Raw genomic sequence first — 16,112 nt, 5'->3', positions numbered from 1 at the left:
CGTCGAAAGGTTCCGCGGATGGGTTGGCCGGACAAGTCGATGAAGCGAACTGAACCGCGTGACGGCCTGATCGGCGCATTCCTGTATTGGCTCGGCGGCTTCGAGATCGAGGACGGCCTGACTGCCGATCTCAGCGAGCGCGAGATCCGCCGCATTCGCGCCAAGCAGATCGACGCCGTGAGGCGGCTGATCCCGGTGACGATGGCGGTGACGATGCTGAACGTCGCCGTCGTGCTGATCCTGTTCTGGGGCAGGGGCTGGAACGACTTTCTCGCGATCTGGGGCCTGACGCTCGCCGCCACCGCCTCGCTCGCGGTGCGCTCGTGGCCGCGGTCGCATCAGAACCTGCCGCAAGAGGCCTCGCCCCGCGCGGCGCGGCGGATGCTGCGGCAGGCATTCTTCCTCGCCGCAATCTGGAGCACGCTGCCGCTCGCGTTGTTCAGCCGCGTCGAGCCGACCAGCCAGCTCATCCTGGCCTGCCTGATGGTCGGCATGATGTCGGGCGGCGCCTTCACGCTCTCGACCTTCCCGCGTGCGGGCCTCATCTATCTCGCCACCATGACTGTCGCCTGCGCCGGCGCGCTGCTGCTGTGCGGCACCGGGCCCTATCTCGTGACCTCGGTGTTCCTGCTGCTGTTCGCATTCTTCATGGCGCGCAACATCGTCTCGCAAGGCAATCTGTTCCTCGGCAATCTCAAGGCCCAGCTCGAGCTCGAGCGCCAGACCGAGATCATCTCGCTGCTGCTGAAGGACTTTCAGGAGAACGCCAGCGACTGGCTGTGGCAGACCGACGCCGACGGGCATCTGATCGACGTGCCCCAACGCTTCGCGGACGTCGCGCAGCTGCCGCTTCCGCTGCTGAAGGGATCGCATTTCGCCGACGTGCTCGACATGCTCTGCCCGGAGGACAAGAGTGCAGCCTACAACGTTGTCGGCCTGATGGAGCAGAACGAGCCGTTGCACGAGATGAACCTCAAGGTCGTTGCCGGCGGCGAGGCGCGGCTGTGGTCGCTGACGGCGAAGCCGGCTTATGATCGCGAGGGACACTTCCTCGGCTATCGCGGCTTCGGGCGCGACGTGACTGAGCGTTGGCGCGCGGAAAAGGCCGAGGCCGAGAGTCGCGCCAAGTCGGACTTCCTGGCCGTGATGAGCCACGAGATCCGCACGCCGATGAACGGCGTGCTCGGGCTCGCCAGCATGCTGCTCGAAACCAAGCTCGATCCGGAGCAGCGCGAAGCCGTCGCCACGATCCGCGACTCCGGCGACAATCTCCAGCGCATCCTCAATGACATTCTGGATTTGTCCAAGCTCGAGGCCGGGCGCTTCACCTTCGAGGTGATCGACTTCGCCCCGCAGGCGCTGGTCGAGGCTGTCGCGACCGTCATTCGCGCGAGCGCCAAGAACAGGGGGCTGACGGTCAAAGTCGAATTCGATCCGAGCCTGCCGCCGACGCTGCGCGGCGACGTCGCACGCATCCGCCAGGTGCTGCTCAACCTCGCGTCCAATGCGGTGAAGTTCACCGACGAAGGCGAGGTGACGATTTCGGTCACCTGCCAGGCGCGACGCGACCTGCTGGCGACCGTCGAATGGACGGTGACCGACAGCGGCATCGGCATCGCCCCCGAAAAGCTCGGCCAGCTCTTCAGCGACTTCGCGCAAGCCGATGCTTCGATCAGCCGTCGCTTCGGCGGCACCGGGCTCGGCCTTGCGATCTCACGGCGCATCATCGAGCAGATGGGCGGCACCATCGGCGTTACCTCGACGCCGGGCGAAGGCTCGACCTTCCGCTTCACGCTGGTGCTGCCCTGGAGCCAGGCGCAGGCGTCCGATCAGGCAGACGGCCGCGACGAGGCCGATGATCTCAAAGCCCGCATTGCCGGCCTCGACCGCCCTCTGAAGGTGCTGGTCGCGGAGGACGATGCCGTCAACCGCATGGTCGTGAGCAAGATGTTGGGATCTTTCGACGTCGAGCTGCGCGTCGTCGCCGACGGCGCCGAGGCCGTCGCTGCGGCATCCGAGGGCAATTACGACGTCGTGCTGATGGACGTGCGCATGCCCGACATGGACGGACTTGCTGCCACCCGCGCGATCCGTGCGCAAGGCGGGCGCCTCGAAGCCTTGCCGATCGTCGCGCTCACCGCCAACGCCTTCCCCGAGGACATCAAGATTTGCCGGGAGGCGGGCATGTCGGACTTCCTCGCCAAGCCGCTGCGCAAGCCGGCGCTGATCGCGGCACTCCTGCGCGCGCTGGATGGCCACGTCATGTCGGAGGATGCGCCGCTCCAGCCGGAGCTGACGCCGGTCGAGGTGGAGTGGACGGAGGAGGAAAGGCAGATAACCGGCGCGTAGCCAGTCAGACCGAGAAGCTCGTCCCGCAGCCGCAGGACGCGGTGGCATTGGGATTGTTGACGCGAAACGAGGCGCCGATCAGATCGTCGACGAAATCGACTTGCGATCCTGCCAGGAACGGCTGGGAGGCGGAATCGACCAGCACCACCGCATTGTCCTGCTCGATCACGAGATCGTCGTCGGTGCGGGCACGGTCGATGTCGAACTTGTACTGGAAGCCGGAACAGCCGCCGCCCTCGACGGAGATGCGCAGCATCGCGCCAGAACCTTCGCCCTTGAGGATCTCCCCAATCCGGCGCGCGGCCCGGTCGCTGATGGTCACGTCAGTCGTCATCGTTCGTCTCCGATAGTCCCGCAGTCATACCCAATTCATTTGGTATCCCGCGCCCGACATAGTTAAGTGCCACCATACGCAGAATCAAATGGATAGGGACTAAATTCGCCGTGTCCGTCGGAATGGCAGCCCCTCGCGCGCCCTATGCCTGCGATCCCGATCGCAGCCGCGGCCGGCTGGTCTCCGAACCCCCGAGCCGGACCCGCAGCCCGTTCCGGCGGGATTGCGACCGGGTGATCCATTCCACCGCGTTCCGCCGGTTGAAGTACAAGACCCAGGTCTTCGTGTTCCACGAGGGGGACCACTACCGCACCCGGCTGACCCATTCGCTGGAGGTGGCGCAGATCGCCCGGGCGCTGGCCCGGCAGCTCGGGCTAGACGAGGACCTCACTGAAACCCTCGCGCTCGCCCACGATCTCGGTCATCCGCCGTTCGGGCATGCCGGCGAGCGGGCCCTGGACGCCTGCCTGAAGGAATTTGGCGGCTTCGACCACAACGCCCAGACGCTCCGCGTGGTCGCTTCGCTCGAGCACCGCTATCCCGAGTTCGATGGGCTCAACCTAACCTGGGAATCGCTGGAGGGCATCGTCAAGCACAACGGGCCGCTGACCGACCGCAGCGGTGCCCCGGTCGGGCGCTATCGCGAGCATGGCATTCCCGTTGGCATCGCCGACTACATCAAGACCTACGATCTCGAATTGTGGAGCTTCGCCTCACTGGAGGCGCAGGTCGCCGCGATCGCCGACGACATTGCCTATGACGCCCACGACATCGACGACGGCCTGCGCGCCGGCCTGTTTGACCTCGACGATCTCAAGGTGATGCCGCTGACCGCGGAGATCATCTCCGGGATTGCCGGCCATTATCCCGATCTCGAGGACGTCCGGCGCGGCGCCGAGCTGGTGCGCGAGCTGATCTCGCACCTGATCGGGGCGGTGTTTGCGGAGGCGCAGAAGAACCTTGCCGCGGTGAAACCGCAATCGGCCCAGGACGTGCGCCAGCAGAGCCGGGCCCTGGTCGCGTTCCCCGCCGAGGTCGCGGAGGAAGAGGCTGCCATCAAGGCCTTCCTGTACCAGCACATGTACCGCCACAAGCGGGTGATGCGGGTGATGGGCGAGGCGGAGCAGATCCTGTTCGACCTGTTCGCAAAATACCTGAAATCCCCCGGCGAGCTGCCGCCGGAATGGCTGCTGGGGGCGGAGGCGGACGACGAGGGCGACCGGGCCCGGCGGATCGGCAATTTCATTGCCGGAATGACGGATCGTTTCGCACTGACCGAGCACCAGCGGCTCTTTGACTCGACCCCGGATTTGCGTTAGGCGGCGGCCATGTCCCAGACATCCTCATCCCTGCATCTGTTCGCCGACGTGCTCGCGCGCGTGCACGCTGCCTGCCGCGCGCTCGCGGCGGACGCCAGCTGGCCGGACGGCATCGATTTCTCGCGCGTGGTGGTCGAGCCGCCGCGCGATGCCTCCCATGGCGACATGGCGACCAACGCTGCCATGGTGCTTGCGAAAGAGGCAAAGGCAAAGCCGCGCGACCTCGCCGAGCAGATCGCCGAGCGGCTCCGTGCGGACGCGCTGATCGCCAAGGTCGATGTCGCCGGTCCCGGCTTTATCAACCTGACACTGAAGCCGGCCGCCTGGGCCGAGGCGCTGCGGACCGTGCTGCGCGAAGGCGCCGATTACGGCCGCATCCGCGGCGGCTCCAAGGTCAATGTCGAATACGTCTCGGCCAATCCGACCGGTCCGATGCATGTCGGCCATTGCCGTGGTGCCGTGTTCGGCGACGCGCTGGCGAGCCTGCTCCAGTTCGCCGGCCACGACGTCACGCGCGAGTACTACATCAACGATGCCGGCGCTCAGGTCGACGTGCTCGCACGCTCCGCGTTCCTGAGGTATCGCGAAGCGCTCGGCGAGGACATCGGTGCCATTCCCGAAGGTCTCTATCCCGGCGACTATCTAAAGCCGGTCGGGGAGACGCTGGCGAAGGAGCACGGCGACAAGCTTCTCTCAATGAGCGAGGCCGGGTGGCTGCCGACCGTGCGTGCCAAGGCGATCGCGATGATGATGGACGAGATCAAGGACGATCTCGCCGCTCTCAACATCCGTCACGACGTGTTCTTCTCCGAGCGCTCGCTGATCGAGGCGGGCAACAACAAGGTCGCCGAGACCATCGATTTCCTGCGTGCCAAGGGCGACATCTACGAAGGTCGCCTGCCGCCGCCGAAGGGCGCACCGGTCGAGGATTGGGAAGACCGAGAGCAGCTGCTGTTCAAGGCAACCGCTTACGGCGACGACGTCGATCGTCCGCTGATCAAGTCGGACAATTCCTACACCTACTTTGCCTCCGACATCGCCTATCACAAGAACAAGTTCGATCGCGGTTTTGCCGAGATGATCGACGTCTGGGGCGCCGACCATGGCGGCTATATCAAGCGCATGCAGGCGGCGGTGAAGGCGACCACCTCCGGCAAGGGTGCGCTCGATGTCAAGATCGTCCAGCTCGTGAAGCTCTTGCGCAACGGCGAGCCGGTCAAAATGTCGAAGCGGAGCGGGGACTTCGTCACCTTGCGTGAGGTGGTGGATGAGGTCGGTCAGGACGCTGTCCGCTTCATGATGCTCTACCGGAAGAACGACGCGGTGCTCGATTTCGATCTCGCCAAGGTCATGGAACAGTCGCGCGACAATCCGGTGTTCTACGTCCAGTACGGTCACGCCCGCGGCCACTCGATTTTCCGCAACGCGCGGGCCGAGGTGTTCCCTGAACTACCTGAGGATACCGGCAAGCGGATCGCCTGGCTCAGTGAGTCGGCCGTCGAGCGGCTGTCGGACCCCGTCGAACTCGATCTTCTCAAGCGCCTTGCAATATATCCGCGCATGCTCGAGGCCGCTGCAGCAGCCCACGAGCCGCACCGAATTGCCTTTTATCTCTATGATTTAGCCAGCGAATTTCACGCACTTTGGACGAAAGGGCGTGATTTGCCCTATTTACGCTTCATTATCAATAATGATGCAGATCTTACAAAGGCGCGACTGGCCATGGTCCAGGGCGTCGTCTCGGTCCTGGCATCGGGCCTCGCCATCCTCGGCGTCCATGCCCCGGACGAGATGCGGTAGTTTGGGGCGAGCTACCTAAGGGGAATTCGGGGGGTAACCGGCAGAAGCCGGATCGCTTAGACTTGGTTGACAGCCTTGTGGGTCGAAAGCCGCGCCTTGGTCGAGGGGCGCGCGGCTTTCCCGAAGGGACGCATCATCACGATGGCCGAACGATATCAGGACAGACAGTTTCCTTCCGATGGCTATGGTCGCGGTGGCGATCAGCATGAGAAGCCGGAAAATGATCCCTTGGCCGAGCTCGCCCGTCTGATCGGACAAACCGATCCGTTTGCAGCGCAGGGTCGGCCGACCGTGCGCCCGCCGGCGGCGCCTGCCCAGAGCTATCATGAAGACGATTATCGCCAGCACGATGATCCGCAGGATTACGCCGAGCAGGCCCCGCCGCCGCCCGGGCCGCCCTCATGGATGCGCCGCGCCAACGTGCAGCCGGCACCCGCGCCGGAGCCTGACTATCCCGTCTCCGTCAGCCCGGTTCATCCGTTGCATCGCTATTCGGCCAAGCCCGCCGTGCCCGAGCCTGATGCTCATCAGCCGCAGGCCTATCAGGATCGCTCTTATCAGGATCAAGCATATCAAGATCAGGCCTACGAGCAGCACGGCCAGGCTTACCTGGATCAGGCCTATCAGGAGCCGCACGCGCAGCCCGATGCGTCGCGCTACGACGATGCGCTCTACGGCCGGCTGGAGACAGGCGAGCAGGACTATCAGCGCGATCCCGCCTATCCGGACGACCCTTACGCCTTCCAAAACGACTACCCCGACGACGCCGAACTCGAAGAGCCGAAGAAGCGACGCGGCGGCATGATGACGGTCGCGGTGATCCTGGCGCTAGCCGTGGTCGGCACCGGTGCGGCCTTCGCCTACAAGACCTATATCGGCTCGCCCCGCAGCGGCGAGCCGCCGGTCATCAAGGCCGACAACACGCCGACCAAGATCGTGCCGGCGACGACGGACTCCTCGGCCAAGGTGCCGGACCGCATGGTCAGTGACGGCACTGAAAAGATCGTGCCGCGCGAGGAGGCGCCGGTCGACGTCAACGCCAAGGCGGGCGGCCCCCGGGTCGTGTTCCCGCCGCTGAACCAGAATGCGAACCCTCCGTCGGTAGCGAGCGTCTCGCCATCCGCGGTTCCGTCGCCGAGCACCGGGCCGATCCCAAGCAACGGGACATTGTCGAGCAATTCGCCGCGCCCGATCCGGACCGTCACCGTGAAGGGCGACCAGACCGATAGCACCACGCCGCAATCGGCTGTAGCCGTGCCGAAGCCCGTTGCTGCGCCCGCCGCGCCGCGCAATCCGCCGACCTCGGCACATGCCAGCGCCAATCAGCCGCTGTCGCTCGCGCCGCAGTCGGGATCGTCCGCCGAGCCGCCGCAGCGGATGGCCGCGACCAACCCGGCGCAACTCGCGCACACCAGCAGTGGTGGCGGCTACATCGTGCAGGTGTCCTCGCAGCAGAGCGAGGACAGCGCCGCCGCGTCCTACCGAGTGCTTCAGAGCAAGTACGGCAGCGTGCTCGGCGGCCGTTCGCCGGTGATCAAGCGGGTCGATCTGACCGACAAGGGCAAGGGGATCGTCTACCGCGCCTTCGCGGGTCCCTACGCTTCGGCCGAGGAGGCGACGCAGGCTTGCAACAGCCTGAAGTCCGCAGGCCTGTCTGCCTGCTTCGTCCAGAGGAATTAACGGCCGTTTCCTTGACCCCCTCGCGGGGCAGGGTTAATCGGCCGTTATGAGCACGCGGGCCTTCATTACCGGCGTATCCGGAACGGAACTAACCGCCGCCGAGCGGGAGTTTATCCGTGCCGAACGCCCATGGGGCTTCATCCTTTTCAAGCGCAACGTCGCGAATCCAGCCCAAGTTACTGCACTGGTTGCGGAATTGCGGGCGGTGGCCAATGCTCCCGATGCCCCGGTCCTGATCGATCAGGAGGGCGGACGGGTGCAGCGGCTCGGCCCGCCGCACTGGCCGGTCTATCCGCCGGGCGCTGTATTCGCGACCTTGTACGACACTGATTCGGCGCTCGGGCTCACCGCGGCGCGCCTCAGCGCCCGCCTGATCGCAGCCGATCTTGCTGATCTCGGCATCACCGTGGATTGCCTACCGCTGGCCGATGTGCCCGTGCCAGGCGCCGATGCCGTCATCGGGAACCGGGCCTATGGCACTGAGCCGGGCAAGGTCGCGACGATTGCCCGTGCGGTCACAGAGGGCCTGGAGCAGGGCGGCGTCCTGCCGGTTCTCAAGCACATTCCCGGTCATGGCCGGGCCACTGCCGACACCCATTTCAGGCTGCCGACGGTCGACACGCCCCGGGACGAGCTGGAACGGACCGATTTCGCCGCGTTCAAGCCACTCGCGGATCTGCCGATGGCCATGACTGCACATGTTGTGTTTAGCGCCGTCGACCCCGCCCATCCGGCGACGACATCTGCGACAATGATTGCTGACGTGATTCGCGGCGCAATCGGGTTCCAGGGTTTGTTAATGAGTGATGACGTGTCGATGAACGCGCTGTCGGGGAATATCGCCGAGCGGACCCGCGCCATCTTCGCGGCCGGCTGCGACGTGGCCCTGCATTGCAACGGCAACATCGAGGAGATGCGCGACGTCGCCGGCCAGACACCTGAATTGTCGGGCAGGGCATTGGAGCGGGCGAAAGCCGCGCTCGCCGCACGCAAGCCGCCACAGCCATTCGATCGGGCGGCCGCACGCGCGGAACTTGACGCATTGATCGCACGGGCAAACACGGCATCGGCATGACCGCAGAAATCCTATCGTTCGAAACCGGGCGGCCCGCAGAGCTCGCCGAGGGTGAGCCGGCGTTGGTAGTGGACGTCGAGGGCTATGAGGGCCCGCTCGACCTCTTGCTCGCACTGGCGCGGCAGCAGAAGGTCGATCTCGCCAAGATTTCGATCCTGGCGCTGGCCGACCAGTACCTCCACTTCATCGAGGCCGCGCGGAAGATCCGGCTCGAGCTTGCCGCTGACTACCTGGTCATGGCGGCGTGGCTCGCCTTCCTGAAGTCGCGCCTGCTGCTCCCGGAGCCGCCGAGTGCGGAAGGTCCGAGCGCGGAGCAGATGGCGACGGCGCTCGCCAACCGCCTGCGCCGGCTGGAAGCCATTCGCGAAGCCGCCAACCGGTTGATGAACAGGCCTCAATTGCAGCGCGACATCTTCCCGCGCGGCGAGCCCGAGCAGATAGCCGAAATCAAGCATCCGAAATACACCGCGACGCTGTACGACCTGCTCACCGCCTACGCCGCGCAGCGCCAGTCGCGCGTGCTGGCGAGCGTGCATCTGGCCAAGCGCACGGTGTGGTCGCTTGCGGAAGCGCGCGCCACGCTGGAGCGACTGGTCGGCAGCCTCAACGAACAGGATGATTGGGGCGTGCTCGACGATTTTCTGATCCGGCATGTCGCCGATCCGACGCAGCGGGCAACCGTGTTCGCCTCGAGCTTTGCCGCCGCGCTCGAACTGGTGCGCGAAGGTCAGCTCGAGTTGAACCAGAAAGAGGCATTTGCGCCGATCTATTTCCGGAAGGGGCGCCCAAAACCGGTCCCGGACGCAGCTCCTGCGCCTGATGCGCCGGTCGCTTAAGTGCAAGAAGGAGAATCACCCATGGCAAGCCTGGCTGAAGTGCGGGTAGAAGAGGCCGAGCCGATGGACAACGAATCCCAGGCCCGTCCCGAGGAATTGCGGCTGCTGGAAGCGCTGCTGTTCGCGTCGAGTGAACCGCTGGATACCGCAACGCTGGCCAAGCGCATGCCCGAGGGCGTGGACGTGAAGGTCGCGCTTCAGCAGCTTCAGGCCGATTATGCCTCGCGCGGCGTCAACCTCGTCCGCGTCGCCAACAAATGGACCTTCCGCACCGCCGGTGATCTCGCCTGGCTGATGACGCGAGAGAGCACCGAGACTCGCCGTCTGTCGCGTGCGGCGATCGAGGTGCTGGCGATCATCGCCTATCACCAGCCGGTGACACGTGCCGAGATCGAGGAGATCCGCGGTGTCGTGACCTCAAAGGGCACGCTCGACGTGCTGCTGGAGACCGGCTGGATCAAGCCGCGTGGCCGCCGCAAGACGCCCGGCCGTCCCTTGACCTTCGGAACCACCGAGGAATTCCTGTCGCAGTTCACTCTGGAACAGCTCGGTGATCTGCCGGGCCTCGAAGAGCTGAAGGGTACGGGCCTGCTGGATTCGCGCCTGCCAACCGGATTTAGCGTACCGACGCCGTCTGATGACCCGACTCTGCGCGAGGACGAGGATCCGCTGGAACCGGGCGAGGACCTCGATCTTGCGCTGGCGCCTGCGGTCGAGCCCGAGACGCCGGAAGGCGGCAATGAGGGCGGCAGCGAAGGCGGCACTGAGGAGTGACGCCCGTCCGTTTACGGGCCCTGCGACCGGTTAACACTAGCAAGATTGCGTAGTGCCGACAGCGAATTGGCGCTGCCTTGGTCCTTGTTTTTGAGACCTGCCAAGCCTAGGTTTCGGTGAAGATCGGCCGGGTCCCCGGCCATGCGCGTTTGGAGGGTTGCAGGATGGGTTCACTCAGCATTTGGCACTGGATCTTGGTGATCGCAGTGGTCCTGCTGCTGTTCGGCCGCGGGAAGATTTCGGATCTGATGGGCGACGTGGCACAGGGCATCAAGGCGTTCAAGAAGGGCATGCAGGACGACGACAAGCCCGCCGAGAAGCCCGAGCCGGCCAAGTCGATCGAGCACAATGGTGCTCCGACCGCCACACGGTCCGACGTCGGCAGCAAGGCCGTCTGAGCCAGAGAGCACGCGAGACACGGGCAGCGGCCCCGATCCTGCGCGCGAGGATTGGGCCGGCTCCGGCTGGCGTGAACGGAAGACCTCATGTTCGACATCGGGTGGAGTGAACTGGTCCTCGTCGGCGTGGTGGCCCTGATCGCCATCGGCCCGAAAGAGCTTCCGGGCGTGCTGCGCATGGTCGGGCAATGGATGGGCAAGGCCCGCAAGATGGCTGCTGAGTTCCAGGGCCAGTTTCAGGAAGCGATGCGCGAGGCCGAGATGGCCGACCTCAAGAAGAGCTTTGACGAGGTCAAGGAAGCCGCCACCGGCTTTACCAGCAACAATCCACTGACCTCGCTGCAGAAGGATGTCAGCGACGCGCTCCGCGTCGATGCGCTGGACAAGCCGGCAGAGACGTCGAGCGCCACGTCTGTTGAGCCGCCGGCGACTCCGACCACCCCAGCAGCCCCGACGCCGGAGACCTTCGTGGAAGCCGAAGCGCATGCAACTGCGAACGAGCCGCTCGCGATCACCCGTGATGTCGAACCGGCACCGGTTGCGCAGGACACCGCGCCATCCGAGGCGATCAAGGACGCCAAAGCGTCATGACCGACGCCGATATCGAGGCCAGCAAAGCCCCTCTGATGGACCATTTGATCGAGCTGCGCTCGCGGCTGATCAAGGCGCTGCTCGGCTTTGGCATTGCCTTCATCTTCTGCTTCTTCTTCGCCAAGCAGATCTACAACGTGCTGGTCTGGCCGTTCGTGTGGGTCGCAGGGCCCGAGAACTCCAAATTCATCTACACGGCGCTGCTGGAATATTTCATCACACAGCTGAAGCTCGCACTGTTCGGCGCCGGCTTCATCTCGTTCCCGATCATTGCGACGCAGATCTACAAGTTCGTCGCGCCCGGGCTCTACAAGCACGAGAAGCAGGCCTTCCTGCCGTATCTGGTCGCCACCCCGTTCTTCTTCGTGCTCGGCGCGGCGCTGGTCTATTTCGTCGTGCTGCCGATGCTGGTCCGCTTCTCGCTCGGCATGCAGCAGGCCGGCAGCGACGAGACCGCGCAGATCCAATTGCTGCCCAAGGTCGGCGAATATCTGTCGCTGATGATGTCGCTGATCTTCGCCTTCGGCATCGCCTTCCAGCTTCCGGTGATCCTGACGCTGCTCGGCCGCATCGGCGTCGTGACCTCCAAGATGCTGCGCGAGAAGCGTCGCTATTTCATCGTGATTGCCTTCGTCATCGCGGCCGTGCTGACGCCACCGGACGTGCTGAGCCAGTGCTCGCTCGCGATTCCCTTGATGGCGCTCTATGAGGGCTCGATCATCGCGGTGGCGATGGTGGAGAAGAGGGTGGCGGCCGCGCAGGCCACGACCAGTACCGACGTGTCGACGCCGGCCAATCCGGCGGAGTAGGGCACTTTCGCTTTATCATCGCACTGCTCAGCCCATGATTCGTCATGCCCGGGCTTGACCCGGGCATCCACGACTTGATCTAAGGCGGCAGACACGTGGATGGCCGGGATAAACCCGGCCATGACGGGAAAACAGCCATGCACGACATCAAATCGATCCGCGACAATCCGCAAGCCTTCGACGCCGGCCTCGCACGGCGCGGTTTGAAGCCGATGTCGGCCTCGCTGCTGGCGATCGACGAGAGGCGGCGCGCGGCGATCCTGGCCTCGGAGCAGGCGCAGGCGCGGCGCAATGCGGCCTCCAAGGAGATCGGCGATGCCAAGAAGGCCAAGGACGAGGCGCGCGCCGCCAAGCTGATGGCCGAGGTCGCCGAGTTCAAGACCACGATGCCGCAGCTCGAAGCGACCGCGAAGACTGCCGACGAGGAGCTGACGAAAGAGCTGTCGGCGATCCCGAACATTCCGTTCGACGAAGTGCCTGATGGCGTCGACGAGCACGGCAACGTCCAGCACCACGTGTTCGGCAACAAGCGCAACTATAGCTTTGCGCCAAAACTGCATGACGATCTCGGCACCGCGCTCGGCTATATGGATTTCGAGGCGGCGGCCAAACTCTCCGGCGCGCGCTTCGTCGTGCTGAAGAAGGGGCTGGCGCGGCTCGAGCGCGCCATCGGCCAGTTCATGCTCGATCTGCACACGACCGAGCACGGCTACACCGAGATCAATCCGCCGCTCCTGGTGCGCAACGAGGTGATGTTCGGCACCGGGCAACTGCCGAAATTCGAGGACGACCAGTTCTGGGCGATCAAGGGCGAGCTGCTCGCCTCGCCCGACCATGAGCGGCTGAAGTCCGAGCGCCTCGGCCTGATCCCCACGGCCGAAGTGTCGCTCACCAATCTCGCGCGAGAATCCATCCTCGACGAGAAGCAATTGCCGATGCGCCTCACCGCGCTGACGCCCTGCTTCCGCGCCGAGGCGGGCGCGGCCGGGCGCGACACGCGGGGCATGATCCGCCAGCACCAGTTCACCAAGGTCGAGCTGGTCTCGATCACCACGCCGGAAACCAGCAAGGACGAACTGGAGCGGATGCTGTCCTGCGCCGAGCAGGTGTTGCAGAAGCTCGACCTGCACTACCGCGTGATGACGCTCTGTGCAGGAGATATGGGCTTCTCGTCGCAAAAAACCTACGACATCGAGGTCTGGATGCCCGGGCAGGGCGACGGCGGCATGTTCCGCGAGATCTCGAGCTGCTCGGTCTGCGGCGACTTCCAGGCGCGGCGCATGGATGCGCGCTCGCGCGGGCCGGACGGCAAGCCGCGCTTCGTGCACACGCTGAACGGCTCCGGCACCGCAGTCGGCCGCGCGCTGATTGCGGTGATGGAGACTTATCAGCAAGAGGACGGCTCGATCGCGGTCCCCAGCGTGCTCCAGCCCTATATGGGCGGGCTGAAGGTGATCGCGCGCGACTAAAGCGTTTTCCCGCGAAGTGGGCACCGGTTCGCGTCCGAAAACGCGGCATGACGAGAATCGCGTTGCGAAGATCGGGCGGCCGGCTATCCTGCCAGCCCCTCAACGCGACCCCACCGTTCATGCCCTTGCACCGCGACATCTTCTGGATCGGCAGACAATGGGCGGTGACAGGTGCCGGGATCCAGGCCATCGATCAGCGCCTTCGCGGCGGGCTCGACATCGAGATCGCGCGGCTCTGGGACGACGATCTCGTGCAGAGCCGACGGGCCAAGCCCGGAGTCAATGCTGCCGACTTCGACAAGGCGCTGGGCGTGGCGCGCGAGCGCTTTCCGCAGACGCCCGTGTCTGATCCGTTTGTCGCGCATCTGGAGGCGCTCGGTGTGATCGAGGCTCCCGTCGTGAATCCGGTCGTGCCGGCGATGCAATTGCGTGCGGAGGGCCGGCTCGCGCGCTTCCTGCCGCAATGGCGCATTCGCCGCTAGCGGGACCAGGCCGGGAACCTGGTGCCGGGCCCCGATCAGCCGGTTTGCCTGATGGGCCACGGCCGGATATGACTGATCAAACGGCTTTTCGGAATCGACCTCGCGCATGCGCATTCTCTGCACCAATGACGACGGCATCCACGCTCCCGGCCTCAAGGTCGTGGAGGAGATCGCGCGCGCCTTGTCGGACGACGTCTGGGTGGTGGCGCCCGAGCTCGACCAGTCCGGCGTGTCGCATTCGCTGTCGTTGAACGATCCCTTGCGCCTGCGCGAGGTCGGCCCGCGGCACTTTGCGGTGCGCGGCACGCCGACGGACTGCGTCATCATGGGAGCCCGCCATATCCTGGGGGCCAAGCTGCCTGATGTCGTACTGTCCGGCGTCAACAAGGGCCGCAACGTCGCCGAGGACGTGGTCTATTCCGGCACCATTGCCGGCGCGTTGGAGGGCACCATCCTGGGCCTGCCGTCATTCGCACTGTCGCAGGAGTTCAGCGTCGAGACCCGCGAACGGCCGCCGTGGGACACCGCGCGCAAATTCGGGCCCGACATCCTGCGCAAGGTGATCGCTGCCGGCGTTCCCAAAGACACCGTCATCAACGTCAATTTTCCGTCCTGTGCGCCGGAGGATGTGCTGGGCGTCCGCGTCACGCGCCAAGGCAAGCGCAATCTCGGCTTCCTCAAGATCGACGAGCGCAGCGATGGCCGCGGCAATCCCTATTTCTGGATCGGCTTCGAGCGCACCGCGATGATGGATACGCCCGCGGACGGCACCGATCTCGCGGCGCTGCGCGAGCGCTACGTTTCCGTCACGCCGCTCAGGCTCGATCGCACCAATGAAGCGTTTTCGGAAGAGCTGAGCCGGACGCTGAAATAGGGCTAGCCGCCGCGAAGCGCGGCTTCGATGGTCTTGCCGAGTGCATCGAGCTGAAACGGCTTCTGGAGCGCCGGCCGGTCGCGGTATTGTTCGGGCAGGCCGGAAGAGCCGTAACCGGTGGCGAAGATGAACGGGCAGCCCTTCGCCATGATGACATCGGCCACCGGCGAGATGACCTTGCCATTGACGTTGACGTCCAGAATGGCGAGGTCGAACTCGGTTGATTGCGCAAGCCGCATGGCCTCGGTGATGTCGCCCGCCTCGGCGGCAACCTTGTAGCCGAGCTCCTCCAGCATGTCCGCGACCATCATTCTGATCATGACCTCGTCCTCGACGAGGAAAACAGAGCGGCCCGAAAGCCCTGTCGCAGTCATAGGTGAGTCCTTGCCCATTCTCGTAAACGTTCGCAGATAACGATAGGGGACGCAATGCGCGTTTCGGCGAGCGCAAACCCGCAAATGGCTTAGCGCTTTGAAAGCCCGGTTGTGGTCAAATGCTGCGCCGAAAGGCTATCATGAGTTCCTGAGCCGGAACAAGATTCTCGTCTCGGGTTCTTGCGGTGCAGTACGCGATCCGCCAGACGAGATGAGCAACAGCAGCTATGACGTCCCATCAGCACCCGCCGGAGAAGATGATGTTTCAGCTGACGCTGAGGCGTCGGGGCATCAGCGATCAGGCCGTGCTTAGGACCATGGAGGCGGTGCCGCGCGAGCTTTTCGTCGACGAGGCCGATCGCGACGGCGCCTATCGTGACAGCGCACTGCCGATCGCCTGCGGGCAGACCATCAGCCAGCCCTTCGTGGTCGCCTACATGACCGAGCAGCTCCAGCTCCAGAAGCAGCACCGGGTCCTCGAAATCGGCACCGGCTCTGGCTATCAGGCGGCCGTGCTGTCGCGGCTCGCCGGCCAGGTGCTGACCGTCGAGCGCTATCGCAATCTCGCCGACACGGCACGCGCCCGGCTCGAAAAGCTCGATTGTCACAATGTCGAGGTGATGCTCGGCGACGGTCTCAATCTGCCTTCCAATATCGGTCCGTTCGATCGCGTCATCGTCACCGCCGCGATCGAGCAGATTCCGGAGAACCTGGTCGAGCGGCTGGAGGCGGGGGGCATCCTGATCGCCCCCGTCGGCCCGCATCAGGGCGTACAGACGCTGACCCGCCTGACCCGCAGCGAAACCGGGATCGAGCGCAGGGAACTCGTCGAGGTCCGCTTCGTGCCGGCACTGCCTGGCGTGGCGCGGGAGCTGTAGAATCCCGGATCGGCTGTGCCGCCAACACCTTATTGGGAGGGTTAAGGCGTTATTTACTCGGCGCGTGTTT

16 protein-coding genes are annotated in these 16,112 nt (G+C 64.9%); 14 read left to right on the top strand and 2 right to left on the bottom strand.

All coding sequences use genetic code 11. The annotated features are described in order from the left end of the window. Positions 1–18: 18 nt before the first annotated feature. Positions 19–2,349 carry an ATP-binding protein gene (locus ACSHT2_RS04245; protein WP_440640510.1) on the top strand — a complete coding sequence of 777 codons (2,331 nt, stop codon included), beginning with the start codon at positions 19–21 and terminating at the stop codon, positions 2,347–2,349. Between the two features lie 4 nt (positions 2,350–2,353). Here ACSHT2_RS04245 and erpA read toward each other — a convergent pair whose 3' ends face one another. Further along, a complete protein-coding gene (gene erpA, locus ACSHT2_RS04240; RefSeq protein WP_038949166.1) occupies positions 2,354–2,683 on the bottom strand; it encodes an iron-sulfur cluster insertion protein ErpA in 330 nt (109 codons plus the stop codon). A 110-nt stretch (positions 2,684–2,793) separates the two neighbouring features. Here erpA and ACSHT2_RS04235 point away from each other — a divergent pair, with 110 nt between their 5' ends. From ACSHT2_RS04235 to surE, 12 genes are all read left to right on the top strand, one after another. Next, on the top strand, positions 2,794–4,002 hold the full coding sequence (locus tag ACSHT2_RS04235) for a deoxyguanosinetriphosphate triphosphohydrolase (protein WP_440640509.1): 1,209 nt from the start codon (positions 2,794–2,796) through the stop codon (positions 4,000–4,002). A 9-nt stretch (positions 4,003–4,011) separates the two neighbouring features. Continuing rightward, a complete protein-coding gene (argS, locus tag ACSHT2_RS04230; RefSeq protein WP_440640508.1) occupies positions 4,012–5,802 on the top strand; it encodes an arginine--tRNA ligase in 1,791 nt (596 codons plus the stop codon). A gap of 141 nt (positions 5,803–5,943) precedes the next feature. After that, positions 5,944–7,482, top strand: coding sequence for an SPOR domain-containing protein (locus ACSHT2_RS04225; protein ID WP_440643043.1), 1,539 nt, complete (start codon positions 5,944–5,946; stop codon positions 7,480–7,482). Between the two features lie 46 nt (positions 7,483–7,528). Then, positions 7,529–8,557 carry a beta-N-acetylhexosaminidase gene (nagZ, locus tag ACSHT2_RS04220; protein WP_440640507.1) on the top strand — a complete coding sequence of 343 codons (1,029 nt, stop codon included), beginning with the start codon at positions 7,529–7,531 and terminating at the stop codon, positions 8,555–8,557. Next, on the top strand, positions 8,554–9,393 hold the full coding sequence (locus ACSHT2_RS04215; protein WP_028179491.1) for a segregation and condensation protein A: 840 nt from the start codon (positions 8,554–8,556) through the stop codon (positions 9,391–9,393). Before nagZ ends, ACSHT2_RS04215 begins: the two co-directional genes overlap by 4 nt. A 21-nt stretch (positions 9,394–9,414) precedes the next feature. After that, positions 9,415–10,167, top strand: a complete 753-nt coding sequence (gene scpB / locus ACSHT2_RS04210) for an SMC-Scp complex subunit ScpB (protein WP_440640506.1) — start codon at positions 9,415–9,417, stop codon at positions 10,165–10,167. A gap of 164 nt (positions 10,168–10,331) precedes the next feature. After that, positions 10,332–10,565, top strand: coding sequence for a twin-arginine translocase TatA/TatE family subunit (locus tag ACSHT2_RS04205; RefSeq protein ID WP_131868275.1), 234 nt, complete (start codon positions 10,332–10,334; stop codon positions 10,563–10,565). An 87-nt stretch (positions 10,566–10,652) separates the two neighbouring features. Beyond that, positions 10,653–11,156 (top strand): Sec-independent protein translocase protein TatB, encoded by a 504-nt coding sequence (tatB, locus tag ACSHT2_RS04200; RefSeq protein ID WP_440640505.1) that lies wholly within the window; start codon positions 10,653–10,655, stop codon positions 11,154–11,156. Further along, entirely contained in the window at positions 11,153–11,965 is an 813-nt protein-coding gene (gene tatC, locus ACSHT2_RS04195; RefSeq protein ID WP_440640504.1) for a twin-arginine translocase subunit TatC, read from the top strand. Before tatB ends, tatC begins: the two co-directional genes overlap by 4 nt. Positions 11,966–12,102: 137 nt before the next feature. Beyond that, a complete protein-coding gene (gene serS, locus ACSHT2_RS04190) occupies positions 12,103–13,434 on the top strand; it encodes a serine--tRNA ligase (protein ID WP_440640503.1) in 1,332 nt (443 codons plus the stop codon). A gap of 119 nt (positions 13,435–13,553) precedes the next feature. Next, positions 13,554–13,916, top strand: coding sequence for a hypothetical protein (locus tag ACSHT2_RS04185; protein WP_440643042.1), 363 nt, complete (start codon positions 13,554–13,556; stop codon positions 13,914–13,916). Between the two features lie 106 nt (positions 13,917–14,022). Beyond that, a complete protein-coding gene (gene surE, locus ACSHT2_RS04180) occupies positions 14,023–14,790 on the top strand; it encodes a 5'/3'-nucleotidase SurE (protein WP_124158183.1) in 768 nt (255 codons plus the stop codon). A gap of 2 nt (positions 14,791–14,792) precedes the next feature. Here surE and ACSHT2_RS04175 read toward each other — a convergent pair whose 3' ends face one another. Further along, on the bottom strand, positions 14,793–15,164 hold the full coding sequence (locus ACSHT2_RS04175; protein WP_027576223.1) for a response regulator: 372 nt from the start codon (positions 15,162–15,164) through the stop codon (positions 14,793–14,795). 227 nt (positions 15,165–15,391) lie between these two features. Here ACSHT2_RS04175 and ACSHT2_RS04170 point away from each other — a divergent pair, with 227 nt between their 5' ends. Next, positions 15,392–16,042, top strand: coding sequence for a protein-L-isoaspartate(D-aspartate) O-methyltransferase (locus ACSHT2_RS04170; RefSeq protein ID WP_440640502.1), 651 nt, complete (start codon positions 15,392–15,394; stop codon positions 16,040–16,042). The last annotated feature ends 70 nt before the right edge of the window (positions 16,043–16,112 follow it).

The organism is Bradyrhizobium sp. PUT101, from assembly GCF_052043945.1.
GTDB lineage: Bacteria > Pseudomonadota > Alphaproteobacteria > Rhizobiales > Xanthobacteraceae > Bradyrhizobium.
The sequence above is the reverse complement of the archived record's forward strand: the minus strand, read 5'-3'. Positions and strand labels throughout refer to the sequence as shown.